The sequence below is a fragment of the Streptomyces sp. NPDC048057 genome (assembly GCF_040653095.1).
Taxonomy (GTDB): Bacteria; Actinomycetota; Actinomycetes; order Streptomycetales; family Streptomycetaceae; genus Streptomyces.
In genome coordinates, this window is the sequence record NZ_JBEZNF010000010.1 from 118,437 (window position 1) to 144,582 (window position 26,146).

Sequence of the window (26,146 nt, forward strand, 5' to 3'; positions counted from 1 at the left end):
GGTCATGGACCAGGACCGCGCCCGCCGTCTGGTGGCGGCGCTGCGCAGCCGTCGGGTGATGGCCCACGTCGTCGAGGCGGGGGTGTACGAGTTCGGCATCCGGGTCGTCCTGGACCAGGACGTCGAAGCGCTGTGGGACGTCGACGGCGCGGCGGGGCTGGATGCGGAGATCGTCAGCGACGGAGTGCTGATCGGCTTCGTACCGCACGTCCCCGGGTCGGAGGGGTTCGGCGACGACCAGCTCGTGGAGGCCATCGCGACGACGCGCTACGACGCGGCGGGGCTGCATCCGCCCGCCGACGCGACGACGCCCCCGTCCCCTGCTCCGCCGACGGCTCCCCAGCCGCCGATCGCCCGGTACCAGCGCCGGGCCCACTGGTTGAAGCGGGGCGGGGGATGACGCGTCCGCCCGCGCCGTACGTCGCGGACGGCCCTCGCGACGCGGTCGACGTCATCCGCACCTCGGGCCTGCGCAAGGTGTACCCGGGCGCGGACTTCGCCGCGGTGGACGGGATCGACCTACGGGTGCGGCGCGGCGAGATCTTCGGCCTGCTCGGCCCCAACGGCGCCGGCAAGACCACCACGGTGGGCATGCTGACGGGGCGTGTGGTGCCCACCTCCGGCACGGCGCTGATCGGTGCGGTCGACGTGGTGGCGCAGCCGGCGCGGGCCAAGCAGATCATCGCCGCGGTCACCCAGGAGAACACCCTGGACCGTGCGTTGAACGTGCGGGAGAACCTGTACTTCCACGGGCTGCTGTTCGGGATCCCCGCCCGTGCCTCGCGCGAGCGGGCCGACGCGCTCCTCGACGAGTTCCGGCTGGCGCGCTGGGCGCGGTCCTCGGTGTACGCGCTGTCGGGCGGCATGGCGCAGCGGTTGATGCTGGCGCGCGCCGTCTTCCACCGGCCCGCGGTCCTCTTCCTCGACGAGCCGACGGCCGGGCTCGACCCGCAGGGCCGGCTGGCGCTGTGGGAGTCGTTGGCGCAGTTGATGGCCGACGGCCAGACCATCTTGCTGACCACCCACAACATGGAGGAGGCGGACCGCCTCTGCGACCGGGTCGCGATCATCGACCACGGCCGGATCCTGGCGCTGGACACCCCGGCCGCCCTGAAGCGGGGGCTGGGCGCCGACACCACGGTCACGGTCGTCGCGAAGGGGCCGGCGGCCGATCTGGCGGCGGCGCTGCGCCGGGACGTGCCGGGGGTGGTGCGCAGCCGGCTCACCGACGGCGGGGTGGAGCTCCAGGTCAAGGGCGGTGACCGGCTGCTCGCCCGGGTGGTGGCGAGTGCGGAGGCCGGCGGATTCGACCTGGTGGACCTGTCGTTGGCGCAGAGCAGCCTGGAGACCGTCTTCATCAGCCTCACGGGCAAGGAGCTGAGGGAGTGAAGCCGTGGTGATCGACGTCGTGCCGCCGCGGTCCACCGCTGCGGCGGCCCGCAGCGCGCTCTCCGCGCTGATCCGGCGTGACCTGCTGGTCCTGCGGAAGAACTTCGGCGAGTTCGTGGGCCGGACCGTGATGCAGCCGTTCCTGCTCGTCTTCGTCTTCCTGTACGTCTTCCCCGTCATCGGGCAGGGCGTCGGCTCGGCGGGCGGCACGGCCGGGGAGTCGGCGTTCGCGACCGTGCTGGTGCCGGGCGTGGTGTCCATCGCGGTGATGTTCCAGGGCATCCAGTCGGTGGCGATCCAGATGTCCCAGGAGTTCGGCTACACCCGGGAGATCGAGGACCGGGTCCAGGCGCCCTGCCCCATCTGGCTGGTGGCGGTCGCCCGGGTGCTGTCAGGGGCGGTGCAGGGCGTGATCTCGGCGGTGATCGTGCTGCCGATCGCGGCCGTGGTGCACGCGCCGGGAGTCCGTCCGGACCTGCACGTCCACTGGTGGATCGTGCTGACCCTGATCCCGCTGGCGTGCGTGGCGATGACCTCGCTGGGGCTGTTGCTGGGCACGACGTTCGAGCCGCGGAACATCGGGGTGATGTTCGGCTTCGTGATCCTGCCGCTGGTCTTCCTCGGCGGCACGTACTACCAGTGGACCGCGCTCGCGCCGGTACACATCGGAGGATTCCCCTGGTTGCAGTCGCTGGTGCTGCTGAATCCGCTGATCTACATCAGTGAGGGCATGCGGGCCGGGTTCACCGATCTGTCCCATCTGCCGCTGTACGTCATCTACCCCGTGCTGTTGGCCTTCTGCGGGCTCTTCCTGGGGCTCGGGCTGCGCAACTTCCGTCGTCGCGTGCTGTCCTGAGCCACGCCCCGGGGGCCGGTCCCCGACCTCCGTCATGACGATTGACGCCACGTCAGATGTCCCATGCGTGAAGCCTCGTGGGACAGATGCCGAAGAAGGGGGACAAAGGGCAGGCCGGGACACGGATGCCCTCTTGTTGCCCCACGTCCCGGTCCCCCACGATGACTAACGGTTCTTGACCCGTCCATGCCGTATGGGCGGGTCTTCCTCCTGCTCCACGCACGTTCCCTGCACCTTTACTCCGCGGCTGAACGCCGCCAGCGCTAGGGAGACTTCGTGGCACAACGGACCAAGGGCACCAGACGCACCAGACGCACCCCGCGCACCGGCCGCAGCCCGGCCCTGCGTTCGCTACGGCTGCTGTGCGCGGCCCTGACCGCACTCGTCCTCTTACCCGTCGGCCAGGGGACGGCGGCGGCCCTCCCGGCAGCCGACCCCTCACCCCCGGACCGCCGGGCGGCGGCCGAACGCAAGATCGAGCCCGAGCTCAGGGCGCGGCTCGACAGCGGCAAGGCCGCCTTCTGGGTCCAGATCGACGGCGCCGCAGACCTGAGCGCCGCCTCCCGGGCCCGCACCAAGACCGCCAAGGCCGCCGCCGTCCTCGACGCCAAGCGCGAGCACGCCGACCGCACCCAGGCCGGGGTCCTCAAGGTCCTTGAGTCGCTGCGGGTGGAGCACACCTCGTACTGGATCGTGAACGCGGTGCGCGTGGTCGCCGACCGCAAGGTGGCCGAGTCCCTCGCCCAGCGCTCCGACGTCACCCGGATCGAGGCCGAGGACCGGCTCGCGCTGCCGAAGCCCGCTCCGGGCGGCCCCGAGAACACGGTGAACGCCGTCGAGTGGAACGTCGACCGGATCGGCGCACCGCAGGTCTGGTCCGCACTCGGAGTGCGCGGCGAGGGCGTCGTCGTCGCCAACATCGACAGCGGCGTGGACGTCCAGCACCCCGCCGTCGCCAACCAGTACCGGGGCCGCGCCGCCGACGGCAGCGTCACCCACGACTACAACTGGTTCGACCCGGCGAACGTCTGCCCGACCAAGGCGCCGTGCGACAACAACAACCACGGCACCCACACCATGGGCACGATGGTCGGCGACGACGGCGGCGAGAACAAGATCGGCGTGGCGCCCGCGGCCCGGTGGATCGCCGCCAAGGGCTGCGAGACCAGCTCCTGCTCCCAGGCGTCGCTGATCGCCTCCGGCCAGTGGATCGTGGCGCCCACCGACGCGGGCGGGGCCAATCCGCGGCCCGACCTCGCGCCCGACGTCGTCAACAACTCCTGGGGCAGCGCCGCCCACAACCCCTGGTACAAGGAGATCGTCGCCACCTGGCGGGCGGCCGGGATCTTCCCCGCGTTCTCCAACGGCAACAACGGCCCCGCCTGCGCCACCAGCGGTTCGCCCGGCAACTACGTCTCCTCGTACAGCTCCGGCGCGTTCGACGTCAACAACGCCATCGCGAGCTTCTCCTCGCGCGGCGCCGGTGACGAGGGCGGCATCAAGCCGAACCTGGCCGCGCCCGGCGTCAACGTGCGCTCCTCCATCGCGGGCGGCGCCTACGGCTCCTTCTCCGGCACCTCGATGGCCTCGCCGCACACCGCGGCCGCGGTCGCCCTGATCTGGTCCGCCGCCCCGGCGATCCGCGGCGACGTCGCGCAGACCGAGGCGCTGCTCGACCAGAGCGCGATCGACGTCGATGCCACGACCTGCGGCGGCACCCCCGCCGACAACAACGTCTTCGGCGAGGGCCGGCTCGATGCGCTGGCCGCCGTGCGCGCAGCGCCGCGGGGCCCGGTCGGCGCCCTGGACGGCACGGTCACCTCGGCCGGCACGCCCGTCGCCGGCGCGCGCGTCGTCGCCAAGGGCCCGATCGACCGGACGGCCGTGACCGCGGCCGACGGCCGATACTCCTTCCCCGCGCTGTCCGCGGGCGACTACGCCCTGACCGTCGACAAGTTCGGCTACGCGTCGGCCACCGGCGCGGCCACGGTGACCGAGAACGTCACCGCCACCCGGGACTTCACTCTCGTCCAGGCCGCTTCGGGCAAGGTGACCGGCACGGTCGTCGGCCCCACTGGCCCGGCCGCCGGCGCCGCCGTCACGGTCGCGGGCACCCCCGTGACCGCGACGACGGACACCGCGGGACGCTTCGAGGTCACGCTGCCGCACGGCACCTACGACCTGCGCGCCAGCCACCCCTCCCGCTGCGTCACCGACGGCACCAGCCAGCTCACCGTGGCCGGGGACACCACCGCCACCGTGACGCTGCCGGAGCGCACCGACACCTTCGGTCACGCCTGCGCCACCGGTTCCGGCTCCTTCGCCACCGGCGCCACGGCCCTCGCGCTGACCGGCGACAACTCCACCGAGCGGGTGGAACTGCCCTTCCCCGTACCGCTGTACGGGAAGAACCACACCGTCGCCCACGTGGGCACCAACGGGACCTTGAGCTTCGGCGGCCCGCACACCGCGGACAGCAACGCCTCGATCCCGAACGCGGCCACGCCGAACGCGACGCTGTACCCCTTCTGGGACGACCTGGTGGTCAACGGCGGCGACTCCGCCGTGCACACCGCCGTCACCGGCACGGCCCCGCACCGCGCGTACGTGGTGGAGTGGCGCAACGTCGTCCACTGGTCGGCGCCGAGCGAGAAGTTCTCGTTCTCCGCGGTCATCGGCGAGGACGGCCGCATCTCCTTCCACTACAAGGGCACCGCGGGCACCGGGTTCAAGACCGGTTCCAGCGCCACCATCGGGGTGGAGAACGCCACCGGCACCGACGCGTTCCTCTACTCCTTCAACACCCCCGTGCTCAGCGACGGACTGTCGATCTCCTTCCGCACCACCCGGCACGGCGTGGTGCGCGGGCAGGTCCTGGACGCCAACGACGGCAAGGGGGTCGGCGGCGCCGACGTCACCGTGGGCACGGGCCCTGCGGCGGTCACCGTCACCACCGGGTCCGACGGCGGCTACCTCGCCCAGGCCCCGCAGGGCGCCCAGCCCCTCGCGGTGAGCGCAGCCGCCTACGAGCCGGCGCAGGGCACGGTCACCGTCGCCCCCGACGCGATCACCCGTGACACCCGCTCCCTGCGCACCGGAAAGGTCACCCCCTCGCTGCCGGCGCTCGACGTCGTCGCCCCCGGGGAGCAGCGGCGCACCCGTTCGCTGGAGCTGACCAACCCGGGCTCCGGGACCTCCTTCTCGGTCGCCGAGGACGCGCCCTGGCTGACCGTGAGCCCGGCCACCGGTGAGCTGGCGACCGGTGCGAAGCAGCCCCTGTCGCTGACCGTGGACACCGCGGGGCTCGCGCCCGGGACGGTGCTGAAGACGGAGCTGCGCGTCGAATCGCGTAGCGGGCGCGTCCCGGTGCTGTCGGTGCCGGTGACGGTCGTGGTGCCGCGGTACCAGGCCGCGTTGGACGTCGGCGCGAGCGCCGCCTCGGTGGACGCGCTCGGTGACGCCTGGGTCCCGGACCGCAAGTACTCCAGCGGCGCCTACGGTCACCAGGGCTCGTCCGGCGTGCGCTCCACCGGTCGGACGATCTCCGGCACGAGCGACCAGGCGCTGTTCCGCACGGCCCGGGAGGGCATGTACGAGTACCGCTTCGACCAGGTGCCCAACGGCGTCTACACGGTCGAACTCGGCTTCGCCGAGCTGTCGGGCACCCGCCCGAACAAGCGGGTCTTCGACGTCATCGCGGAGGGCACGCAGGTGCTGCCCGCGCTGGACGTCGCGCTGGAGGCCGGCTCGTACGCGGCGGTGCAGCGGTCGTACACGGTGACCGTCACCGACGGGACGCTGAACGTGCGCTTCGTCGCCCGCGCCGGCTACGGCAAGCCGATCGTCAACGCGCTCCGGGTGACGGACCGGCCCGACAAGGGCTGACCGCGCCGCAGGGGGAAGGTGGTCCCGCCCGGCCCGACGGTCGGGCGGGACCGCCGTCACTCCTCGATCCGTGCCCTGAAGCCGCGGGAGGCGGACGCGAAGTGCCCGACGCCCGGCCGGGGCGCGGCGCCCGGGACGACCCCGCCGCCGTTCGCGGACGGCGAGGACACCGGGCCGCCGCTGCCGCCGTGTTCGTTCTCCTTCCGGAACGCATCGGCGGCGACCGGGGCCGTGGCCGCCCGTGCGCCGTCGAGGGCGAACAGGGGTGTTGCGCATCGCATGGGTGACGCCTTCCTACGTTGCCTCGTCCGCCGCGGCCCGCTGCCGCCGCGGCGTTCGCCAACGTAGGACGACCGTGTCAGCGAACGCTCAACGAACCGTCAACGCGCCCGTGTCACCCGTGGCGATGCGGTTGCCAGGCAGGCGCGATCCCACCGTCATGAGTGTGCGGTGATGGCGTCGGCGACCAGCCCACCACCGAGCCGAGGACGCCACAATGGCCCAGCCGCCCACGGCGGGACCGCGCCCGCCGGGGCAACCGCATCGTCAACCGTCGACGGACAGGTGCGCGCCGATGGTCGCCGGGAGGGGATAGAGCCGCTCCGGCGGGAGGAGGCGCTGTGCCTTCGCGGACTGGCCCGACTGCACCAGCCGGCCGATCTTGACGGCCTGGAGCGTGATGTCCGTGATCTGGGTGACCCACTCCTCGGCGTAGGTGCGCACCAGGGAGCGGCCGACGCCGACCTGGATGCTGTAGTGGTTCAGCGCGGCTCCGCGCAGCGACCGTTCCGGGTCCCACTGGACGTGCACCTCGGCGTCCGCGAGGCGGGCCGGGTCGCCGGTGGTGAGCACGGCTCGCGCCAGGGCCTCCTCCCAGCCCTTACGGGTGATGCGCACCGCGAGGATGCGGGTCTGCCCTGACTTGCCGGCCCAGTTGCTGCGGTGCATCAACCACCGGAAGGAGGGCTTGATCCAGGTCATCCGGGAGAACGAGAACGGCGGCACGAACCGCTGGGCCCGTACGGCGGGCTCCGCGACGGCCGGCGCGTACGCCTGGTAGACGACGATCGTCCGGGCGTCGAAATCGGCTCGTATCTGACGCTGTGACACCATGCGCCGCACCCTGCCAGCGCTGGCGCCACCAGGGCGAACGAATTTTCGCGCCCGGCGGCGCGACGGCGGGCGGTGCAGCCCTTAGGGTCACCGCGTGACGGGAACAGTTCTGCCGTCGTCGCAGGTGGCGGCGGCGGGCCGAGGGAGAGCGGGCCGATGAACGACGGCTTCGCGTGTGCCGTGTCCGTGGTGCTGTTGGCCGTGGTCCTCGGCTGGGCCGTGGTCCGTCCCCGGGGATGGCCGGAGGCCGTGGTCGCCGTGCCGGCGGCGGGCGTCGTGCTCGCGGTCGGGGCGCTCTCACCGGCCGGCGCCGCCGCCGAAGTGGCGGAGTTGGCGCCGGTGGTGGGCTTCCTCGCCGCCGTGCTGGTGCTGGCGCACCTGTGCGACGAGGAGGGGCTGTTCCGGGCGTGCGGGGCCTGGGCGGCGCGTGCGTCGCGGCGACGGGGGTCCCTGCTCGGGCAGGTGTTCGTGTTGGCGTCGGCGGTGACGGCCGTGCTCAGTCTGGACGCGACGGTGGTGTTGCTGACGCCCGTGGTGTTCGCGACCGCCGCCCGGCTGGGCGCCCGGCCGAAGCCGCACGTGTACGCCTGCACGCACCTGGCGAACACCGCGTCCCTGCTGTTGCCGGTGTCGAATCTGACGAACCTGTTGGCGTTCACCGCGAGCGGGCTGTCCTTCACCCGGTTCGCCGCGCTGATGCTGCTGCCGTGGCTGGTGGCGATCGCCGTGGAGTACGCGGTCTTCCGCCGGTTCTTCGCCGCGGACCTGAGCGCTCCGCTCACGGGCCCCGGGCCCGCGGCGGACGAGCGGGTGCCCGTGCCGCGCTTCGCCCTGCTGACCGTGCTCGCCACGCTGGCCGGGTTCGTGGTCCTCTCGGCGCTGGGCGTCGAGCCGGTGTGGGCGGCGGCGGCCGGGGCTGCGGTGTTGGCGGCCCGGGCGCTCGTCCGGCGCCGCACGACCCCGCGCGCGCTGGTGGGGGCCGCGGCGCTGCCGTTCCTCGCGTTCGTGCTCGCCCTGGGCGTGGTGGTGCGCGGCGCGGTGGAGACCGGGCTCGGGGACGTACTGGGCCCCCTGGTCCCTTCGGGTACGGGTCTCACCGCGCTCCTCGGCCTCGCCGCCCTCGCCGCCGTCCTCGCGAACGTGCTGAACAACCTGCCCGCGACGCTGGTCCTGCTGCCGCTGGTGGCGCCCGCGGGCCCGGCCGCGGTCCTCGCGGTGCTGCTGGGGGTGAACATCGGCCCCAACCTCACCTATGCCGGGTCGTTGGCGACCCTGCTGTGGCGGCGGATCGTCCAGGCGCACTCCGCGGCGAGCGGCGTGAAGGCGGATGCGGGCATCGGGGAGTTCACCCGACTGGGGCTGCTCACGGTCCCCGCCGCGCTCGTACTGTCGACCGTGGCCCTGTGGGCGTCGCTGGCCGTGCTCGGCCCGTGATCCGCGGGCGCACCTGGTCAACACCCGATCGGAGCCGTGTGTGAGCGTCGTCCTCGTCTGGATCGTGGAGGGCACCTGGCCGGCGTGCGTGGACGCCGCGCGGGCGCCCGCGGGCGCGGCGGAGCGGACGGTGTTGCTGCACGTCACGGATGCGCAGACGGCGGAGGCGGCCCGCGGCGCGTACGCCGGTCTGCTGGGCCGCACACCGCCGCCCGGGCACCGTCCGCCGGGGCCCGCCGAGGAGGTCGCGGAGTTGGCGCTGGCCTCGTCGCGGCGGTTGCTGACCGCGGCGCAGGAGCGGTTGGGCATGCCCTGCACCCTGGTGTCCCGCACCGGCCGGCCCGAGCGGGAGGTGGTGGCCGCGGCCGAGGAGGCCGATCTGCTCGTCTGCGCTCGGGACGGCGGCCGGGACCGGCCCGGGCCGCACAGCCTCGGTCCCGCGACCCGGTTCGTCGTCGACCACGCGCCGTCGGCCGTCCTGTTGGTGTGGCCGGGCCCCCCGCCGGGCCGGCCGCCCGTCAGCCCCGGTTCACGACGTCCGTGAACGGTCCGGGGCGGGCGGCGAGTTCGCTCCAGGTGCCTTCCTGCACCACCCGGCCGTCGGCGAGGACCGCTATCCGCTCGGCCCGTCGGATCGTGGCGGGCCGGTGGGCGATCAGCAGCACCGTGCAGTGCGGCAGCGCCGCCAGGACCTCCGCGTCGCCCACCCCGTCGAGCATGGCCGTCGTCTCGTCCAGGACGAGCACCCGGGGCCGGGTGAGAAGGGCGCGGGCGAGGGCGACCCGGGCCCGCTGGCCGCCGGAGAGGGTGGCGCCGCGCTCGCCGACGACCGTGCCGTAGCCCTCGGGAAGTTCCCCGGCGATCCGGTCGACGCCGGTGGCCGCGGCGACGGCCCACAGCTCCGCGTCGTCCGCTTCGGGGGCGGCGAGCCGCAGGTTCTCGGCGAGGGTGCCGTGGAAGAGCGGGGCGTCCTGGCCGACGACGGCGACCGTGCGCCGCAGGTCGGCGTCGGCGACGTCGCGCACGTCCACGGCGGTGCCGTCGGCGGCGACGAGTTCGACGTGGCCGCGCGCCGGGTCCCAGAACCGGGCCACCAGGTGCGCACAGGTCGACTTGCCGGCGCCGGAAGCGCCGACCAGGGCGAGCCGCCGCCCCGCGGGCACGTGCAGGTCGACGCCGTCGAGGACCGGGCCCGTGCCGTACGCGAAGTGCACCCCGCGCAGCCGTACGCCGAGCGGGCCGGCGGGTACGGAACGGGGCTGGGGCGCCTCGGGGGCGAGCGCGGGCGCGCTCACCGCCGCCCGCACCCTGCTGGCGGCGGCGCGCAGTCCGCTCGCCTGACCGAGTGCGGCGCTCGCGTCGGCGACCGGGGCGAGGGAGCCCAGGGCGAGCGCCATCGCGGCCGGGGCCCAGGCCGCGCCGGCCCGGGCGTCGGCGGCGACGGCGACGACCGCGACGACCGCGGCCACCACCAGCAGGTCGCGCACGGCGCCCGCCTTCGCCTCCCAGGACTGCTCGGAGCGTTGGGCCGCGCCGAGCGCGGTGCCGTCGGCGCGCAGCCCCTCCCGCATCCGCCCCAGCGCCCCGAAGGCGAGGAGTTCCCGCAGTCCGTCGACGGCTTCGACGGCCCGGGCGGAGAGCCGGGCCGCGGCGGCCCGGGTGCGGGCCGCCCGCGCGGCCCGCCCGGCGCGTTCGTCGACGAGCGGCAGCAGTGCCAGGACCGCCGCGGCGAGCAGCACGGGCGGCACCAGGCCCGGTTCGACGGCGGCGATGACGCCCACTCCCCCGCCGAACACGGCTGCGGTGGCGGCGAGTTGGGCGACCGCGTGGGCGTAGAAGAACTCCAGCGCCTCCACGTCGGCGAGGGCGGCCGACGCCAGGTCGCCGCTGTCGCGCCCCTCCACCCGCGCCGGGGCGCTGCGGGCGAGCCCGTCGTACACCCGGATGCGCAGTTCGGCGAGGACGCGGTAGGCGAGGTCGTGCGAGAGGTCCATCTCCCACCAGGTCGCCACGGCCCGCAGCACGACCAGGCCGATCAGGGCGAGGACGGTGGAGGCGGCGGGCGCCTCCCGGTGGGCCACGGCGGAGCCCACGGTGTGGGCGGCCAGGGTGACCAGGGCGACGAGCGCCGCCTGGCCGAGCAGCGCGGCCAGCACGGTGCGGGCGGTGGTGGCCCGGTGGGCGAGCAGGACGGGCAGCAGGAAGCGGAGCGAGCCGCGCTGCGGTACGGGATCCACCGAGCGCGTCGGCGGCGCGTCGGTGGGGGCGACCGGGTGCGTCATGCCGCCTGCCCCGCCTTCGCCAGCCGGGCGTAGACGCCGCCGGCCGCCAGCAAGCCGGAGTGCTCGCCGGTGGCCTCGACCGTGCCCTGGTCGAGGACGACGATGCGGTCCGCGTGGCGCACCGACGCCAGCCGGTGGGCGACGACCAGACAGGTGCGGCCCCGGGCCGCGGTCAGCAACTCCCGTACGATCCCGGCCTCCCGGCGCTCGTCGACGGCGCTGGTCGCCTCGTCGAGCACCAGGATCGGCGCGTCGGCGAGCAGGGCGCGGGCGAGCGCGACGCGTTGGCGCTGGCCGCCGGAGAGCGTGGCGCCGCGTTCGCCGACGACGGTCGCGTACCCCTCGGGCAGCCGCAGGATCTCCTCGTGGACGCCGGCGGCGCGGGCCGCGGCGTGCAGCTCGTCGTCGCCGGCCAGGGGCCGGGCGAGGCGGAGGTTGTCGGCGACGGAGGCGTGGAACAGGTAGGTGTCCTGGGAGACGACGGCGATGCCGCGGCGCAGTTCGTCGAGGGCGTACGCGGTGGTGGGCGCGGAGCCGACCAGGACGCGGCCCCGGTCCGGGTCGCGGTGGCGCACCAGCAGGCCGAGGAGGGTGGACTTGCCCGCTCCCGAGGGTCCGACGATCGCGGTGGTGCGCCCGGCGGGGGCGGTGAAGCTGACGCCGGCCAGGGCGGGCCGGGCCGCGCCGGGGTGGGTGACGTGCACGTCCTCGAAGCGGACGGCGGGTGCGCTGGTCCACTTGGCGGGCCGGGTGCCGGCGTCGGGCACGCCGGCGCGGGCGGTGCGCAGGGCGGCGATGCCGTCGGCGGCGGAGACGCCGAGGTAGCCGGCGTGCCATTCGCGGGTGAGGTCGCGCACCGGCCGGAAGCACTCGGAAGCCAGCATCAGCAGCAGATAGGTGGTGGCGGCGGCGGTCTGCCCGGAGGCGGCGGACCAGCAGGCGACGAGGGCGGCGGCCACGGTGCCGCCCTGCACGGCGAGGTCCGTGATGCCGGTGTCGACGAGGGAGACGCGGAGCTTGGCGACGGTGGCCCGGTGCAGGGCGTCCGAGCGACGCGCGAGCCGGCCGCGGGTCCGCCCGACGGCGCCGGCCGCCCGAAGCGTCGGCATGCCCTGGAGGGCTTCCAAGTAGTCGGCGGAGAGCGCCTCGTACGCGCCCCAGTGCTGTTGGCCGCGCCGTGCGAGCAGGCCGTCCCACCAGCGGGGCGCGAAGAGCGCGAGGACGAGGGCGGGTCCGAGCGCGAGGGCGGCCCACGGCTCCACGGCGGCGACGGCGACCAGCAGCAGCGGCGGCAGGGCGAGGGTGACGGCCAGTTGGGGCAGATAGCGGGAGACGTACGCGTCGACGCCTTCGACTCCGTCGACGAGGACGGCGCGCAGCGCCCCGGCCCGGTCGTCGGCCGTGCGCGCCGGCCCGAGCGCGCCGAGCCGTTGCAGCAACTGGTCGCGCAGGGTGATCCGTACCGCCGCGCCCGCGGTCAGCGCCAGGTGCCGCTGCACCTGGGTGAGCACGGCGCGCAGCAGCACGCTCGCCCCGACGCCGGCGAGCAGGGCAGGCAGGCGACCGCTCGCGCCGCGGGCGATGTCGGCGAGCGCCAGCGCGAGGAGCACGGCCTGGGCGACGTGGGTGGCGGCCACCGCCACCAGCAGCGCCGTGGCCCGGGCGAGCGGGCGGCCCGCGGTGCGGGCGGCGCGGACGAGTTCAGGGTGGAGCATCATGCGGCGTGGTGTTCCTCTGCTGTCCGGGGGCCGGGGACGGCGGGGCCGTCGCGCCGGCTGACGTCGGGGACGGGGGCGGGGCTGCGTCGTCGTGGGGGCGCGCCGAGGGCGAGGGCGTGCAGCACCCAGCCGTCGCCGGCGGTCCCGCCGATGGCCGCGCCCAGGTCGGCGCACTGCCACGATCCGACGGGCCGGGCGGACAGGCCGAGCGCGGTGGCGGCCAGATGGGCGTGGCCCACGCCGTAGCCGGCGAGCAGGTGGTCCCGGCGGACGCGGGCGGGCGGTGCGCCGGTGGGACAGCCGACGGCCAGCAGCACGGCGCCGGTCCGTGCGAGCCATCCCTGTCCTGCGGCCCAGGCGGCGAGCGTCGGCAGGACGGGGCCGGTGGCGACGGTGCGCAGCCCGGCCGCTCCCCTGGTGCGGGCCGTCAGCAGCCCCGGTCGGTCGCCGCCGACGGCGACGTACCAGCGCGGCCCGCCCGTCGCCGCGGCCCGGGCCGCGGCGAGGACGTGTCCGAGGGCGTCGTCGTCGGGCCGGCGTGCGGCGGCGAGGGTGGTGAGCGGGGCGCTGCGGCGACGCAGGACCACCGAGAGGGGCGCCCGCGGGGGCGCGGTGCGCCAGGTGCCGTGCCGGCTGCCGGCCGCGGCCACCAGCGTCAGGGCGTCGCGGGCCTGCGCGAGGTCCGGGTGGTGGCCGTCGGCCGGGTGCCGCGCGGCGCCGGCTTGGCCGGCCGCGGCGCGGTTCGGCCAGGAGCTGAGGACCCCGGTGCGGGTGAGGCGGACGACGGCGAGGGGGACGGCGCCGGCCGTCTCCCCGAGGATGCCACCGCCTGTTCCGGTGGGTGCGGCCGGCAGGCCGTCGGCGGCCAGGTCGAGGCAGTACGCCGAGGCCCCGGCGGCGACGAGCGCGGCGACCGCGTGCCCGGCATCGAGCAGCGTCAGCGGCCAGGCCCGGTGGCGGTAGTGCGCGACGGTGGCTTCGGGCGCCACGCCGACGACCGCGAAGGCGCCCGGTGGCGCGGGTCGGGGTGCCGGCCCGAGGGGGTGGAGGTGGTGGGTGCGCGGGTCGTACGCGTACTGCCCGGGCGGCACTCCGGAGCCGCTGCCGGCCAACAGCCGTACGCGTACGGGGTGCAGCGCGCCCGCGGAGGGCACGGGTCGCCGCCGGCCGCCGGCCAGGGAGTGCCGCAGCAGCGGGTCCAGGGCGAGGGGCACGGGCAGCCCGCGCGGGGCGGGCACGGTCGCGGGGCGGTGCGGCAGGTCCGGTCCGGGGGCCTCGTGGGAGCGGGCCCGCAGCAGTGCGGCGGCGAGCGGCGTCGGCATCGTCGTCATCTCACATGTGGGGCGGTGGTGCGAGGGTGAAGTCCGCGGGGGCGATGGGGCGTTCGGTGCGCCAGCCGCGTTCCAGGGCGGCTGCGGCGAAGCGCGGGCAGCCGAAGTAGCCGAAGGCGGCGGGGGCGTTCGGCACCAGTCCGGTGACCAGGACGCGGGCCACCCGCAGTTCGGTGAGCGCCACGTCCTCGGTGGTCAGGTCGAGGGTGAGGACGCGGTGTCCGGCGGCGGCGAGTCGGGCGTCCAGCAGGGCGCGGCTGCCGGGTCGGACGGCGTCGACGGGCACGGTGCCGAGGGCGGGATCGGTGAAGCGGCGGGCGAGCGGTGCGGTCCGCGGGTCGAGCCAGACCTGCACGTGGGCGCCGAGGTCGCGGACGGCGGCGAAGTCCTCGCCGCAGGCGTCGAGGTAGCGCCGGTCGGGACGGTGGTCGAGGTACAGGCCGCGGGCCAGCAGCCCGGCTTCGACGGCCTGGAAGACCCAGCCGTCGGGCTCGGTGGTGCCCTGGGTGAAGACCCAGGTGTGCACGGCTTCGAGGACGGCCTTGCGGACGGCTTCGGCGGGGTCGTGGCGGCAGGCGAACCCGGCCGCGTACAGGCCCCGTTCGCGGTCGTGGACGAGGGCGGCCATGCAGGGCGCGAACTCGGACGGCATTTCGACGGCGTGCACGTCGAGGTCGCACCCCGCGAGGTCGTCGAGGAGCCCGGGCACCGAGGCGAGGTCGATGCCGCGGGTGGGTCCGTCCAGGTGCCACCACAGCTCCAGCGCGTCGCGCTCGACGACTTCGAGGAGGCCGCGTTCGACGGCGTCGGCGAAGCCCGCCCCGGTGGCGATGCCCGCGTAGTTGAGGTGGTGGGTGCGGGGCAGTCGGCGCCACTGCCCCTGCCGCCAGTTGAGGTGGGTGAGGGAGACCGGCGCCCAGCAGGGCTGCCCCGCGTCGTCCGCCGGCGCCCACAGGGCCTCGGTGTCGGGGGTGAGGGGGCGGTAGGGGAAGCCGGGCCGGTGGTACTGCCAGTCGGCGTACGCGGGCACCTCGCCGGGCCCGTACACCCGCCCTCCTTCGGCGGTGAGTTCTGCGGCGGTGGCGAGCCGGGGTGCGGCGGGGTGGCCGGGGGGCGCCAGGCGGTTGCCGCAGTAGCGCTCCACGGCCTCGGCGACGGCGGCGAGCCGGGCGCCGTCGGCGTCGCCGAAGGTGGTGCCGAGCGACACCCGGTCGGCGGGCCAGCCGCCGAAGCGGCGGGCGTCGGAGACGTTCGCGGTCATCGCGGTGTAGCGGGGCGGCGCCCCGTCCGGGTGCGGCACGGGGGCGACGTCGCGGACGACGCCGCAGACGGGGTCCACGAGGTGGTCGAGGGCGAGCGGCGGGTTCACGGGCGTGGTCGTCGTCATGTGCATATCTCTTCGCTGGGGTCGGCTACGGCGTCGGCGCGGTGCAGTCGGGCGGCGGGCAGCAGCAGCGCGCTGCCGCCGGTGTGCACGATGCGCCGGGAGGGAGCGAGCCGGACGGCGGTCACGGGGTCCTCCCCGGTGTGCGGGTTGCGGGCGTGGGCCGGGAAGTGGTGTCCGGCGACCTCGATCCGCAGCCGGGTGGCGATGGGCAGTCGGCGGGCGAGGAACCCCAGGTCGACGCGGACGACGCGGAGGGCCGCACCGTTTCGCGCGGGGCGTGCGGTGCGGGCGCTGCCCACGGCGACCGGTTCGGCGCGGCCGTTGGCGTCGAGGGCGACGAGGCGGACGAACCAGTCGGCGCACGGCGTGGTGGCCTCGGCGCGCAGCAGCGCGGACGCGGGCCCGAGCAGGTCCATGGGCCGGGTGAGCGGTTCGGTGACGAGCAGGGCCCGGTCGGCGCGGTCGGGGTCGATCCGCAGGTCGTCGGAGCGGACCGGGCGGTGGGGGTCCGCGAGGAACGTCGGGCCGTGCAGCAGGCGTACGCCGCGGGCGTCGTCGAAGCGGTACGCCCGGGCGTCGCCCACCGGTACGACGCCGTCGGCCCGGTACCAACGGGGGGTGCCGGCGAGCGCGACGACGCCGTGGGAGCCCTGCCGCAGGGCGCCGTCGCACGCGGCCCGCGCCCAGCGCGCGTACGTCTCGCCCACCGCGATGTGGTGCTGTGCGCCGGGCCCCGGGTCGGCGGTCAGCGCGTGCCCCCACGGGCCGACGAGGAGCCGCGCGGGCCCGCCCCAACGGCGCCACAGGGCGAGGGTGTCGGTGGCGAACGGGTCGTGGGTGCCGCCGACGGCGAGCAGGGGGACGCGGGCGGCGGCGGCGCGGGCGATCACGAGGTCCTCGCGGCGGGCGTCCCAGACCCCGCGCCAGGACGGCAGGGGCCGGCCGAGCCGGTCGGGCAGCGTCGCCACCGGCAGGTGCGCCAGCAACTCCGGGGCACGGGCCAGCCGTACGTCCAGCGCCGTCGGGTCGGAGTCGCTGCGGTCGCCGTGCGCCGCCCACCAGCCGGCGCGCCCGAGCAGCCGCTCCACGCCGGATCGTTCCCGGGCGACCTCGGCGGTGCCGAGCGCGGGCACGGCCGCGATGACCGCGTCGGGCGCCTCGGCGGCCGGCGGCGCGGGCGTGGTGCGGTCCCCCGTGACGGCGACGAGCGCGCAGTAGGCGGCGTACGACGCCCCGACGGCGACGATCCGGCCGTCGCTCCAGGGGCGTGTCCGCACCCAGCGCACGGTGGCGGTGCCGTCGGCGGCCTCGTGTGCGAACGGGCGCCACTCCCCCGGTCCGCCGCGGCGGGCGGAGCCGTGCCGGCCGCGGACGTCCTGGACGACGACGGCGAAGCCGCGCGCCGCCCAGGCGCACGCCTCCGCGGTGTGGCTGCCGCGGCCGTAGGGGGTGCGGATCACGACGGCGGGGTGCCGGCCCGCTTGCCCCGCCGGCGGCAGGTGGACGTCGGTGGCGAGCCGGCTCCCGTGCACGGGCACGTGGACGGTGCGCATCACGGCGCCGCCGCGGTGGCGGGCATCGGGGTGCACGCGGGCACCGGGAGGACGGGGTGGGTGGTGAGGGTGAGGTCCCGCAAGTCCAGTCGGCGGAGCAGGAAGCGTCGGGGCGCGGTCGCACGCCCGGCCGGGTCGTCGATGCCGGCGACGAGGTCGCCGACGAGCAGGGCGGCCGTGTACGCCGCGGTGACCGCGGTGTGTCCGGCCCCGTCGCGCTCGTGCGGCGCGGCCCAGTAGGCGTCGAGTTCACGGTGCGCGGGGGTCGCCGCGAGCCTGCGCAGACGGACGTCGGCCGAGGTCACCCCGTCGGCGTCGAAGGCCGCGGGCTCCACCCAGGCGTGGGCGCCCTCCCGGTGGCAGCGCAGCCACGCGACGCCGTCGCGGGCGAGCGCGTCCGCGGCGTCCCACAGTCCGGGGGGTACGGGCCGGTCCAGGCACCAGACGACGGCGCAGCGGGGGCCGGCCGCACGGGCGCGGGCGGTGAGGCGGTCGGGGTCGACGGGTTCCGGTCGTGCGCCGGCGTCGGCAGCGAGCCGGGCGACGGGTTCGGTCAACACCCGGTCGCCCAGCAGGAGGAGGGTGGTGCCGGCGAGCGGGGGGCGGGAGGCGGTGGGGTCGCGGGGCGGGTGCGTCGTGGCGTATCCGGCGTCCTGGAAGGCCGCCACCAACTGGTCGAGGGCGCCGGTTGCGTCGTGCGGTGCGTCGGCTTCACCGGCGCCGCTGTCTGCTTTGTCTGCACTGTCAGCGCTGTCAGCACCGGCGAACAGCCGCAGCAGATCCGCCGCGGGCACCTCGCCGGTGTCCACCCGCAGGAACGCCCCGTCGGGCGTCCGCAGCGCGAGGCCCCGACCGGGCACGGCCACCAGGGCGGCACCGGGGACGAGACGGGGGGTGTTCAACGCGGGACTCCTCAACTGAGACGGCGGGACGGAACTCAACGGCGTACGGGGGGGGTGGAACCGGGGCCGCCCGGGGGAAGCACGGCTGGGGCGGCCCCGGCGGGGTCCGGGTCGGGTCACCTGCGTCGGTGTCCAAGGACGGTCAGCCGTCCTCGGCGCGGCGTCCCGGCCCGGTCGCCGTTACTTGGCGGCGTTCGCCTCGACGGCCGCGTCCGCCTCGACGCCGTCCGCAGCGGCGTCGAACGGGTTGTCGACGAGCGCGTTGGAGTGGGTGGCGGACAGGTGGGCGAGCTGGGCCGGGTCGGCGACCGGGGCGAACACCTTGTGCTGCTCCATGAGATGGATCCCTTTCCGTTGTTCGTGCACCCGCGGTTGCGAGCACCCCTCGACACTAATGAATATGATTTTCATTCCGCAATAGCTGTTGGGTGCGGAAGGGAGTGATCCGGGTAACACACCGGCCACCCGCCACCGGGATCGGTGCCCACCCGGCCCACGACGCCGAAGACTTCGGCCAACAACTCGGGGGTGACGACCCGGGCCGGAGGCCCGTCGGCGTGCACCCGGCCGTCGCGCAGGGCCACGATCCGATCGCTGAACCGCGCTGCCTGACCCAGGTCGTGAAGGACCATCACCACGGTCAGGTCCCGCTCCCGGCGCAGCCTGGCCACCGTCGACAGCACGTCGAGCTGGTGCCGCAGGTCGAGATAGGTCGTCGGTTCGTCGAGCAGCAGCACCCGGGTGTCCTGGGCGAGCGCCATCGCCAGCCGTACGCGCTGCCGCTCCCCGCCCGACAGGGACTCCACCAGCCGGTCGGCCCAGTCGGCGACCCCGACGTCCGCCAGGGCGCGGGCGCAGACCCCGTCGTCGGCGTCGCGCAGCATCCCGAGCGGCCCGCGGTCCGCGTACCGGCCCTGGCGCACCAGTTGGCGCACCGTCATGCCGGCGACGGGCGGGGACGACTGGTGCAGCAGGGCGACGCGGCGGGCGGCCGTGCGCCGGGAGAGCCGGGCGAGGTCGTCGCCGCCGAGCAGGATCCTGCCTCCGGTGGGGCGCAGCAGGCCCGCGCACAGCCGGAGCAGGGTGCTCTTGCCACAGCCGTTCAGCCCGACCAGGGCGACGGATTCACCCGCCCGTACGGACAGGTCCACGCCGCGCAGGACGGCGCGGCCCGGGTAGCCGAACTCCACCGACTGCGCGCGGATCACCGCGGGTGCGTCCGTCCCGTGCGGCCCTTGCTCGTCCGGTACTTGCTCGTCCGGTACTTGCTCGTTCATCGTCCCGTTCTTCGTCACGTTCTTCCGTCGATGCGCCGTGGCGCGTGCCTCAAGGGCCCTGCGTTCGCTCACGTCCCCTCCCCCGTCGTCCGGCGGGCGACCACCAGCAGCACCAGTGCGCCCGCACACGTCGTCAATGCGCCCGTCGGCACGCTCAGCCGGTCCGCGTCCAGGACGTGGGTCAGCATCCGCGACAGGCCCTGTGCGGCGGCGTCCGCGCCGGTCACGACGGCGGCGCCCAGCAGCGCCGCGCCGGGCAGCGCCGTCCGCAGGTCCGCGCCGAACAGCGCGAACGCCAGGTGCGGCACCAGCAGTCCGACGAATCCGAGCGCCCCGACGGCGGCGACCGCACCCGCGGTGAGGGCCACCGCGCAGACCAGGGCGGCCAGTCGGGCACGACCGGGGCGCAGGCCCAAGGCCGCGGCCTGGTCCTCGCCCAGCCGCAGCAGGGTCAGCGGCACCGCCAGCGACCAGGCGGCGAGCAGCCACAGCGCGGCCCACGGCCACAGCAGCGTCCAGTGGTCCCAGACCCGGCCCTCGGTGGAGCCGACGAGCCACTGCACCACGCTGCCCAGCTCTCCCGGGGCGACCAGCAGCACCATCGCGGTGAGGCCGGTGAGCGCCGCGGAGACCAACACGCCGTGGATCGCGGCGTCGTGCGGATCGGTCCGCTGTCGGCCGGCGAGCAGCCACAGCAGGCCCGCGCCGGCGAAGCCGCCGGCGACGGCGGCGACGACCACGGAAGCCGGTGACCACCAACCGGCGAGCCCGGCCCCGGTGGCGGCGACCGCGCCGAGCACGGCGCCCGGGGTGACGCCGGTGACCTCGGGTCCGGCGAGCGCGTTGCGCAGCGCGGACTGGAGCACGATGCCGGCGACCCCGAGACTGGCCCCGGCGCCGAGGGCGACCAGTGCGCGCGGCAGCCGCAACTCCCCGACCACATGGCGGGTCAGCGCGTCGCCACCGCCCGTCAGCACGTCCCACACCTGCGCGGGGCCCGCGGCGCGCCCCACCACCAGATCGACGCACCCCACCAGGAGGACCAGGGCGCACAGCAGCACCAGCCGCTTCATACGGCGGCCCCTTCCGTGCTCTTGGCGCCGCGCGGGGCACGGCGTTTGAGCAGCAGGACGCCCGCGGGGACGCCGAAGAGCGCCGTCCAGGCGCCGACCGGGGTCTCCACCGGGGCGAGCGCGAGGCGCGCGGGCAGATCGGCCAGGGCCACCACCGAGGCGCCGAACGCCACCGACCAGGGCAGCAGCCGCACCGCGTCGGCGGTGGGCCGCAGCCGGCGGGCGAGCGCCGGCGCGAGAAAGCCGACCCAGGCGACCGGCCCGCAGACCGCGACGACGGGGGCGATCAGGACGACCGCGACGGCGAGCGCCGCGACGCGGGCGCGGTGCACGCGTACGCCGAGGGCGCGCGCGTCGTCGTCGCCGAGCCGCAGCACCGACAGCACGGGCGCGGTGAGCACCAGCGCGGGCACGGCGACCACCAGCCACGGCGCGAGCCCGGTGACGTCGTCCCAGGTGCGGGCGGACAGGCTGCCCAGCAGGTACCGGTAGATCAGCTGGAGGTCGAGTTGGTCGGCGAGGACCATCAGCACCAGCAGCGCGGACTGGAGCGCCGCGGTGATCGCGGCGCCGGCGAGCAGCACGGCGGACGGGCTGCGGGCGGCGCCGGCCGCGAGCAGGGTGAGCGCCCCGCCCAGGGCCGCGCCGCCGATCGCGAGGAACGGCTGGAGGGCCAGCGGCACCGAGAGGGCGAGCACCAGCGGGGCGGCGACGCCGAGCGCGGCCCCGGAGGAGACGCCGAGCAACTCCGGTACGGCGAGCGCGTTGCGCAGCGCCTCCTGGAGGACGAGCCCGGCGGCGCCGAGGCAAGCGCCGGCGACGAGCGCGAGGACGAGCCGGGGCAGCCGCAGCTCGGTCACCACGAACTCGCCGGCCAGCTCGGTCACCGGAACCTGCGGCGTACCGAGGGTGAGGCCGTAGCAGGCGAGCAGCAGCGCCCCGCCGACCAGGGCGAGGGCGCGGCTCACCGCAGTTTCGCCGTGGCCTCGTCGAGGACGATGCCGAGGGACCGGGTGCCCCGGCCCTTGGCCCAGACTTCCGCGTCGACCTCGTGGACCTCGCCGTTCTTGACCGCGGGGATGCGCTTCCACAGCGGGTTGGCGGCGAGCTTCTTCGCCAGGGAGTCGTCGGCGCCGGCGGGGCCGCCGAAGGTCAGCGTCTCCACGAAGAGCACGTCGACCTCGCGGGCGAGGATCTCCTCCAGGCTGTAGCCGCCCTCGACGCCGCGGCCCTTCCAGGGGTAGTGCGACAGCTTGGGGAAGAGGCCCGCGGTGACGTCGGTCCCGGGGGTGGCGACGCCGAAGTTCTCGTCGCTGCCGAAGATGATCAGGCTGGTGCGGTCGCTGGGCTTCTTCTCGGCGGCGGCCAGCTTCTCCCGGAACGCCCGTTCGGCGCCCTCGCCCTGCCCGGTGCGGCCGGTGAGGGCGGCGAGGTCCCGCAGGTAGCGCACGCTCTCCTCCCAACTGCCTGGCCGTACGGGCCAGAAGACGGTGGCACCCTTGAGCGCCGGGGCGAGCTTTCCGTGGGTGTCCGTGAGGCCGATGACCAGGTCGGGGCGGTGCGAGAGGACCGCTTCGACCTCGGGACTGAGGAAGCCGCCGGGGATCTTGGGGATCTTCGCCGCCGCCTCCTTGCCGAGGAAGCCGGGGTGGCCGAGCAGGTCGGAGTTGGTGGCGACGGGGGTCATGCCCAACTCGGCGAGCATGTCGTCGCAGAGCGCCACCAGGCACACCACGCGTTCTGGTGGCTTGGGCGTGCTCACAGTCACCTTGTGGACGTCCGTGACGCTGCGCGCCGCCGCTATCGGGGCGACGCGCACATCGGTCTTCTTCCCCGCCTCGGCCTTGCCGTCCTCGTCGTCGGTGGTGCCGCAGCCCACCAGCAGGCCCCCGATGACGGCCGTGGCGAGCCAACGGCGCACCGTCCAGGCACGTGTACGCACCATTCGCAATCCATCCCCTTCGCTATTTTTTATGTTTTTTGTCGGTTTTGTCGCATCGCGACATGACGGGTCGACCGCCACCACGACAATGCGCCACATGATAATCATTTCCAATAAATCTGTGTTCATCAGCCCTGGGGAGACTCACCGTGACCCGCACCGAAGCCCTACCGCCCCGACTCCTCGTAGCCGACCAACGCGCTGGCGGAATACGGGTGTTGGACCTGCCGAGCGGAGTGACGACCGGCTCCGTGCCGGGCCGGCACCTCGCGGAGCACGCCGGATTCCTCGCCCTGCCCGGGGACCTCAGCGCCTTCGTCGACGACCGGGCCGGGGAACTCGTCGTCCTCGATCCGTACGGCCCCGACCACGGCCGGCCCCTCGTCGCGGCCACCGCCCCCGTCGCCACGCCCGCCGAGCACCTGGCCGTCGACCCCTCGGGCCGGCTGGTCGCCGTCACCACGGGGCTCGGCCACAACGAGGAGCCGTGGAGCGATCTGCTGACCGCCGTGGACCTCGGTGCCGAGGACGGCCCCCGGGCGGTCCGGGTCCGCACCCGGGTCGGAGAGCCGGGCGTCACGCTGCTGGCCCCGCCCGATCCGTCGACCGCGCCGGACGCCCTCGTCGTCCTGCGCCACCGCGAGCCGGGCGCGCTGGCCGCGTACCGCTTCGGGGACCTGCTGGCGGCGGTCCCCTCCTGCCCGCCCGTTTCGCCCCTCGCCGAGGTGGCGCTGTCCGACGACGACGGCCACGGGGACGCCCACGACCCGGTCACGGGCCGGCTGTTCGCGGCAGCCGGCTCCGGTGTGCACCGCGCCCGCCGCACGCCGAACGGGCTCGCTCTGGAGCCCCCGCTGACCTGGCGCGGCCAGGGCCGGGGCTACTACCTGCGGCTGGACCCGGTACGGCGCACGCTCTGGTCGTGCGTCCGCGGCGGCCCCGCCGACCCCGGCGCATGGCCGCAGTGGTCCAACTGCGCCTGGTGGCACCAGCTGGACACCGGGCGCGGTGGGCGGATCCCCCTCGGCCCCGGGCTCGTCTTCCGTCTCGCCGTCACCGCCCGCCGCATCGCCTTCGCCCGGGTCCACCCCGACGGCGACGAGGTCGTCCTGGTCGACCCGGCGGCGGCGCGCGTCACCGCCCGGGTGCCCCTGCCGCCGATGGCCGGGGCGCCCCGGCCGGGCGGCACGCCCTGGGACGGGGTGCAGCGCCGGGCGATCGCCGCGTCACCGGCCCACGACCTGGTGGCCGTCTCCCGCGGCGGCCACGGCGAGATCCACCTCCTCGACGCGGCCCGCGCCACCGTGCTCGGCACGCTGCACGTACCGACCCCGCTCGACGACGGGGGCCACCTGGCGCTGGTGGCACCGGGCGACGGCGCAGCGGACGACCCGGTGGGCCGGTGAGCCGGGCCCGCGGGCGCTCAGCCGCCGCGCTTGCGCAGGCGCGACCAGCCGCGGGGCCGCGGCGGCTGCTCCGGCGGGGCCTGCGGAAGCTCCACTTCAGCCGCCAGCTCTGCGCGCTGGGCCGGGCGCAGCCGGTGCCCGTGCCGCAGGACGGCGTACGTCGCGTACTCCTTCAATCCACGGTCCACCAGTGCACGAACGAAGCTCTGGAGCAGTTCGGAGAACATCCAGCCGGCACCGTCGAGGACGCTGTGCGCGCAGGCGGTGAGACCGAGCCTGTCCAAGCGGACCAGCAGTTCGACGACGTCGGGCCACGTCCGAGACCGGGCGGGAGGCGGCGGCCCCCAGCAGGCGTTCCGCGTCCAGCGGGCGGCCCATCGAGCGCAGGGTGCGGACCAGTCCGGGGGTGCGGGCGACAGGGTGGCCGAGCGCTGCCGCGGTGAACAGCCGCAGCAGCGCGTCCTCGTGCCCCCGGGCGTGCAGCGCCTCGGCGAGGGCGCCGACCTCGTCGACGGAGAGGGTCACCGCCGCCCGCTCCAGCGTCCCTCTGGTGCGGTCGTCCATGCCGGCCGCCCACAGCGCCTCGCACAGCGCGGCGATCTTCTCGACCGTCGTGTACGCGTCGACGGCGGCCCGCAGCAGTTCGTCCGTGGCGGAGCGGCGGCCCGACTGCTCCATGACGACCAGCACCCGCACCAGTTCCTCAGGACTCAGGGTGACCAGGACGGAGTGCCGACCGTAGATGTCGAGGGCTTCCGTGACCCGTTCGATGGCGAGGAGCGCCTGTGCCAGCCGGACCGCCTCCCGCGGCGAGGGCGTCGGCGCGGCGGCGAGCACCCGTTGGGCCTGCTCGTCCAACTGGGCCGACCAGAGCGCGCCGGCGAAGCCGAGGATCTCCTCCGTCGTGCGCAGTTGGTCGATGGCGGCCGTCAGCACGACGTGCGCGTCGTCTTCCTGCTCGGCCGCCCGCAGGGCACGGATCACGCCGGCGACGTCCTCGGGGGCCCGGCTCGCGATCGCGCGCCGCAGGCGTGCCGCGTCCTCGGCGTCGTCCAGGGCGTGCAGCGCGCTGATGCCCGCGGCGAGGTCGACCGGGGCCCGCTGCTCGGCGGCCCCGGTCAGCACCGCGTCCGCCTCGTCCGCGCGCCCCTGCTCCCGCAGCACCCACACCAGGGTCGCCACCTCCTGCGCGGGACGGGTGGCGGCGGCCAGCTCCAGCAGTTCGGCGGCGGCGTCGGGGTCCGTGTCCCGCAGTCGGGCCGCGTGCTCGGCGAGTGCCCGGGGCCGGGCGTGCAGCGCGGCCCGCAGTCGCTCGGGCACCGCCGTCGAGGCCGGTGACGGCGGGGCCGGGCGGCGCGGGTCGACCAGACCGTACCTATTGCGGACGAAGGCCAGGGAGCGGCCCGTGTTGCTCAGCCGTTGCTGCGGGAGGGGGCGACCCTTGGCGCGCAGTTCGCCGAGCAGGTGGTCGTAGAGGGCGGGGGCGCCGATCACGGGTCCCACGCCGGGCAGGCCCCGGTCGAGCAGACGGATGAGTTCGCCCGTGAAGGCGGTGTGCCGCTCGCCCGGGGGTGACAGCGCCTGGCGGTTGGCCGCGCACGCGGTGAGCAGGTAGCTGCCGGCGATGCGGGTCTGCTCGGCGACGGTCACCCCGCTGCTGCCGTCCACGCCGTGGGAGCCGCCCATGCCGCCGGTCATCGCCACTCCGCCGTAGCAGCAGTCGAGGATGACGACCTTGTTCACCTTGCGGTCGGCTTCCAGCACCTCCCGGCGCAGGGCGTCGAAGTCGACCGACGTACAGGGGCGTTCGGGGTCGGTGGAGGACAGGGCGAGCAGCAGGCCGTCGACGTCGGGACCGCGCAGGCCGTGTCCCGCGTAGTACACGACCAGGGTGTCCGTGGCCCGTCGGGCCGCCGCGCGTACGGCGTCCAGGAACTCCCGGGACGAGGCGGGGTCGGTGAGTCGGGTGCAGTGGTCGGGCGGCAGGCCCCACACGGTGGGGTCCTCCAGGAGCTGTCCGAGGCCGTCGAGGTTCTGCGCCACGGCGGGCAGGTCCTCGAGGTCGGGTGCGGCGTAGGTGGCGGAACCGATGAGGACGGCGTACGAGCCCTGCGGGTCGGCGAGTTCCATCGGTCAGGGCGCCCCGGGGGCTGCCCCGTCGGGGGCCGCGGGGTCACCGGGGTCCGGTGCCGGTGCCTCTTCCGGCGGGACGGTCAGGGCGTCGACGAGCGCGCGGACCGTTTCGTCCGAGCCGCCGTCCACGGTCACGGTCAGCCCGTCGGAGGGCCGGGTGAAGGTGAGGACGGCGCGGCTGCGGCGGGCGGTGCGCCAACCGACGTACGCGAGCGCCAGGTTGGCCGCTCCGACGGCGTGGGTCAGGACCACGTTGATGACGTCCAGGCCGCTGCTCATGGCGCCCGGCACCGGTGCGGCGGCCAGACTCACCTCGCCGGGCACGTCTTCGTCGTCCCTGAGCCAGCGGAAGAGGTCCCGCAGCGCCGGGCCCTCGTCCGGGTCGGACACCTCGATCGTCAGCAGCATCCCCATGCCCCCCTGAGCACTTCCGGCCCGCCCGAACGGCCGCTTCCGTCGAGCCTG

General features: G+C 75.5%; 22 protein-coding genes. 7 read left to right on the top strand and 15 right to left on the bottom strand.

What is annotated here, in order from left to right; translation table 11 throughout:
- The first annotated feature begins 4 nt into the window (after positions 1-4).
- The 4 genes from AB0E05_RS14085 (at position 5) to AB0E05_RS14100 (ending at position 6,130) form a co-directional block, all read left to right on the top strand.
- The gene (locus AB0E05_RS14085; RefSeq protein ID WP_361962831.1) at positions 5-400 is read left to right on the top strand and encodes a hypothetical protein; all 396 of its coding nucleotides are present in this window, start codon (positions 5-7) and stop codon (positions 398-400) included.
- Positions 397-1,389 carry an ATP-binding cassette domain-containing protein gene (locus AB0E05_RS14090; protein ID WP_361962833.1) on the top strand — a complete coding sequence of 331 codons (993 nt, stop codon included), beginning with the start codon at positions 397-399 and terminating at the stop codon, positions 1,387-1,389. The genes AB0E05_RS14085 and AB0E05_RS14090 overlap by 4 nt, the downstream gene beginning before the upstream one ends.
- 4 nt (positions 1,390-1,393) lie before the next feature.
- The gene (locus AB0E05_RS14095) at positions 1,394-2,245 is read left to right on the top strand and encodes an ABC transporter permease (protein WP_361962835.1); all 852 of its coding nucleotides are present in this window, start codon (positions 1,394-1,396) and stop codon (positions 2,243-2,245) included.
- A 276-nt stretch (positions 2,246-2,521) separates the two neighbouring features.
- A complete protein-coding gene (locus tag AB0E05_RS14100; protein WP_361962837.1) occupies positions 2,522-6,130 on the top strand; it encodes a S8 family serine peptidase in 3,609 nt (1,202 codons plus the stop codon).
- 56 nt (positions 6,131-6,186) lie between these two features.
- Here AB0E05_RS14100 and AB0E05_RS14105 read toward each other — a convergent pair whose 3' ends face one another.
- Both AB0E05_RS14105 and AB0E05_RS14110 read right to left on the bottom strand, forming a co-directional pair.
- Positions 6,187-6,411, bottom strand: a complete 225-nt coding sequence (locus tag AB0E05_RS14105) for a hypothetical protein (RefSeq protein WP_361962839.1) — start codon at positions 6,409-6,411, stop codon at positions 6,187-6,189.
- A 265-nt stretch (positions 6,412-6,676) separates the two neighbouring features.
- The gene (locus AB0E05_RS14110) at positions 6,677-7,243 is read right to left on the bottom strand and encodes a DUF4291 domain-containing protein (RefSeq protein ID WP_361962841.1); all 567 of its coding nucleotides are present in this window, start codon (positions 7,241-7,243) and stop codon (positions 6,677-6,679) included.
- Positions 7,244-7,399: 156 nt separating this feature from the next.
- Here AB0E05_RS14110 and AB0E05_RS14115 point away from each other — a divergent pair, with 156 nt between their 5' ends.
- Together AB0E05_RS14115 and AB0E05_RS14120 are read left to right on the top strand one after the other, a co-directional pair.
- Positions 7,400-8,677 carry an SLC13 family permease gene (locus AB0E05_RS14115; RefSeq protein WP_361962843.1) on the top strand — a complete coding sequence of 426 codons (1,278 nt, stop codon included), beginning with the start codon at positions 7,400-7,402 and terminating at the stop codon, positions 8,675-8,677.
- A 40-nt stretch (positions 8,678-8,717) separates the two neighbouring features.
- Positions 8,718-9,221, top strand: coding sequence for a universal stress protein (locus AB0E05_RS14120; RefSeq protein ID WP_361962845.1), 504 nt, complete (start codon positions 8,718-8,720; stop codon positions 9,219-9,221).
- On the opposite strand, the gene AB0E05_RS14125 is transcribed toward AB0E05_RS14120, so the two are convergent.
- The 11 genes from AB0E05_RS14125 to AB0E05_RS14175 all read right to left on the bottom strand — a co-directional run bounded on the left by AB0E05_RS14125 (position 9,196) and on the right by AB0E05_RS14175 (position 22,145).
- Complete coding sequence (locus tag AB0E05_RS14125) at positions 9,196-10,959, bottom strand: ABC transporter ATP-binding protein (RefSeq protein ID WP_361962847.1); 1,764 nt, start codon at positions 10,957-10,959, stop codon at positions 9,196-9,198. The genes AB0E05_RS14120 and AB0E05_RS14125 overlap by 26 nt on opposite strands.
- Positions 10,956-12,677, bottom strand: a complete 1,722-nt coding sequence (locus AB0E05_RS14130) for an ABC transporter ATP-binding protein (protein ID WP_361962849.1) — start codon at positions 12,675-12,677, stop codon at positions 10,956-10,958. The genes AB0E05_RS14125 and AB0E05_RS14130 overlap by 4 nt, the downstream gene beginning before the upstream one ends.
- Complete coding sequence (locus tag AB0E05_RS14135; protein WP_361962851.1) at positions 12,674-14,008, bottom strand: nitroreductase; 1,335 nt, start codon at positions 14,006-14,008, stop codon at positions 12,674-12,676. The genes AB0E05_RS14130 and AB0E05_RS14135 overlap by 4 nt, the downstream gene beginning before the upstream one ends.
- A 1-nt stretch (position 14,009) precedes the next feature.
- On the bottom strand, positions 14,010-15,395 hold the full coding sequence (locus AB0E05_RS14140; RefSeq protein ID WP_361962853.1) for a YcaO-like family protein: 1,386 nt from the start codon (positions 15,393-15,395) through the stop codon (positions 14,010-14,012).
- Entirely contained in the window at positions 15,392-16,948 is a 1,557-nt protein-coding gene (locus tag AB0E05_RS14145) for a CocE/NonD family hydrolase (protein WP_361963053.1), read from the bottom strand. Before AB0E05_RS14145 ends, AB0E05_RS14140 begins: the two co-directional genes overlap by 4 nt.
- Positions 16,948-17,850, bottom strand: coding sequence for a hypothetical protein (locus AB0E05_RS14150; RefSeq protein WP_361962855.1), 903 nt, complete (start codon positions 17,848-17,850; stop codon positions 16,948-16,950). Before AB0E05_RS14150 ends, AB0E05_RS14145 begins: the two co-directional genes overlap by 1 nt.
- A gap of 180 nt (positions 17,851-18,030) precedes the next feature.
- Positions 18,031-18,186: a streptamidine family RiPP gene (gene amiA, locus AB0E05_RS14155; RefSeq protein ID WP_361962857.1), complete on the bottom strand. Its 156-nt coding sequence runs from the start codon at positions 18,184-18,186 to the stop codon at positions 18,031-18,033.
- A 71-nt stretch (positions 18,187-18,257) separates the two neighbouring features.
- Positions 18,258-19,127 (bottom strand): ABC transporter ATP-binding protein, encoded by an 870-nt coding sequence (locus AB0E05_RS14160; protein WP_361962860.1) that lies wholly within the window; start codon positions 19,125-19,127, stop codon positions 18,258-18,260.
- Between the two features lie 68 nt (positions 19,128-19,195).
- Entirely contained in the window at positions 19,196-20,200 is a 1,005-nt protein-coding gene (locus AB0E05_RS14165; protein ID WP_361962862.1) for an iron ABC transporter permease, read from the bottom strand.
- Entirely contained in the window at positions 20,197-21,087 is an 891-nt protein-coding gene (locus tag AB0E05_RS14170; RefSeq protein ID WP_361963055.1) for an iron ABC transporter permease, read from the bottom strand. The genes AB0E05_RS14165 and AB0E05_RS14170 overlap by 4 nt, the downstream gene beginning before the upstream one ends.
- 77 nt (positions 21,088-21,164) lie before the next feature.
- Complete coding sequence (locus tag AB0E05_RS14175; RefSeq protein WP_361962865.1) at positions 21,165-22,145, bottom strand: ABC transporter substrate-binding protein; 981 nt, start codon at positions 22,143-22,145, stop codon at positions 21,165-21,167.
- A 146-nt stretch (positions 22,146-22,291) separates the two neighbouring features.
- Here AB0E05_RS14175 and AB0E05_RS14180 point away from each other — a divergent pair, with 146 nt between their 5' ends.
- Positions 22,292-23,548 (top strand): hypothetical protein, encoded by a 1,257-nt coding sequence (locus tag AB0E05_RS14180; protein ID WP_361962867.1) that lies wholly within the window; start codon positions 22,292-22,294, stop codon positions 23,546-23,548.
- Positions 23,549-23,644: 96 nt separating this feature from the next.
- Here AB0E05_RS14180 and AB0E05_RS14185 read toward each other — a convergent pair whose 3' ends face one another.
- Positions 23,645-25,678: a caspase family protein gene (locus AB0E05_RS14185; RefSeq protein WP_361962869.1), complete on the bottom strand. Its 2,034-nt coding sequence runs from the start codon at positions 25,676-25,678 to the stop codon at positions 23,645-23,647.
- 3 nt (positions 25,679-25,681) lie between these two features.
- Positions 25,682-26,089 carry a hypothetical protein gene (locus tag AB0E05_RS14190; RefSeq protein WP_361962871.1) on the bottom strand — a complete coding sequence of 136 codons (408 nt, stop codon included), beginning with the start codon at positions 26,087-26,089 and terminating at the stop codon, positions 25,682-25,684.
- Positions 26,090-26,146: the final 57 nt, after the last annotated feature.

What these genes read in the sequence shown, in the direction of transcription:
- AB0E05_RS14175 (WP_361962865.1), bottom strand. Translation starts at nt 22,145, where the DNA reads ATGGTGCGTACACGTGCCTGGACGGTGCGCCGTTGGCTCGCCACGGCC.
- AB0E05_RS14115 (WP_361962843.1), top strand. Translation starts at nt 7,400, where the DNA reads ATGAACGACGGCTTCGCGTGTGCCGTGTCCGTGGTGCTGTTGGCCGTG.
- AB0E05_RS14165 (WP_361962862.1), bottom strand. Translation starts at nt 20,200, where the DNA reads ATGAAGCGGCTGGTGCTGCTGTGCGCCCTGGTCCTCCTGGTGGGGTGC.
- AB0E05_RS14130 (WP_361962849.1), bottom strand. Translation starts at nt 12,677, where the DNA reads ATGATGCTCCACCCTGAACTCGTCCGCGCCGCCCGCACCGCGGGCCGC.
- AB0E05_RS14085 (WP_361962831.1), top strand. Translation starts at nt 5, where the DNA reads ATGGACCAGGACCGCGCCCGCCGTCTGGTGGCGGCGCTGCGCAGCCGT.
- amiA (WP_361962857.1), bottom strand. Translation starts at nt 18,186, where the DNA reads ATGGAGCAGCACAAGGTGTTCGCCCCGGTCGCCGACCCGGCCCAGCTC.
- AB0E05_RS14185 (WP_361962869.1), bottom strand. Translation starts at nt 25,678, where the DNA reads ATGGAACTCGCCGACCCGCAGGGCTCGTACGCCGTCCTCATCGGTTCC.
- AB0E05_RS14145 (WP_361963053.1), bottom strand. Translation starts at nt 16,948, where the DNA reads ATGCGCACCGTCCACGTGCCCGTGCACGGGAGCCGGCTCGCCACCGAC.
- AB0E05_RS14110 (WP_361962841.1), bottom strand. Translation starts at nt 7,243, where the DNA reads ATGGTGTCACAGCGTCAGATACGAGCCGATTTCGACGCCCGGACGATC.
- AB0E05_RS14140 (WP_361962853.1), bottom strand. Translation starts at nt 15,395, where the DNA reads ATGACGACGACCACGCCCGTGAACCCGCCGCTCGCCCTCGACCACCTC.
- AB0E05_RS14090 (WP_361962833.1), top strand. Translation starts at nt 397, where the DNA reads ATGACGCGTCCGCCCGCGCCGTACGTCGCGGACGGCCCTCGCGACGCG.
- AB0E05_RS14105 (WP_361962839.1), bottom strand. Translation starts at nt 6,411, where the DNA reads ATGCGATGCGCAACACCCCTGTTCGCCCTCGACGGCGCACGGGCGGCC.
- AB0E05_RS14190 (WP_361962871.1), bottom strand. Translation starts at nt 26,089, where the DNA reads ATGCTGCTGACGATCGAGGTGTCCGACCCGGACGAGGGCCCGGCGCTG.
- AB0E05_RS14125 (WP_361962847.1), bottom strand. Translation starts at nt 10,959, where the DNA reads ATGACGCACCCGGTCGCCCCCACCGACGCGCCGCCGACGCGCTCGGTG.
- AB0E05_RS14160 (WP_361962860.1), bottom strand. Translation starts at nt 19,127, where the DNA reads ATGAACGAGCAAGTACCGGACGAGCAAGTACCGGACGAGCAAGGGCCG.
- AB0E05_RS14135 (WP_361962851.1), bottom strand. Translation starts at nt 14,008, where the DNA reads ATGACGACGATGCCGACGCCGCTCGCCGCCGCACTGCTGCGGGCCCGC.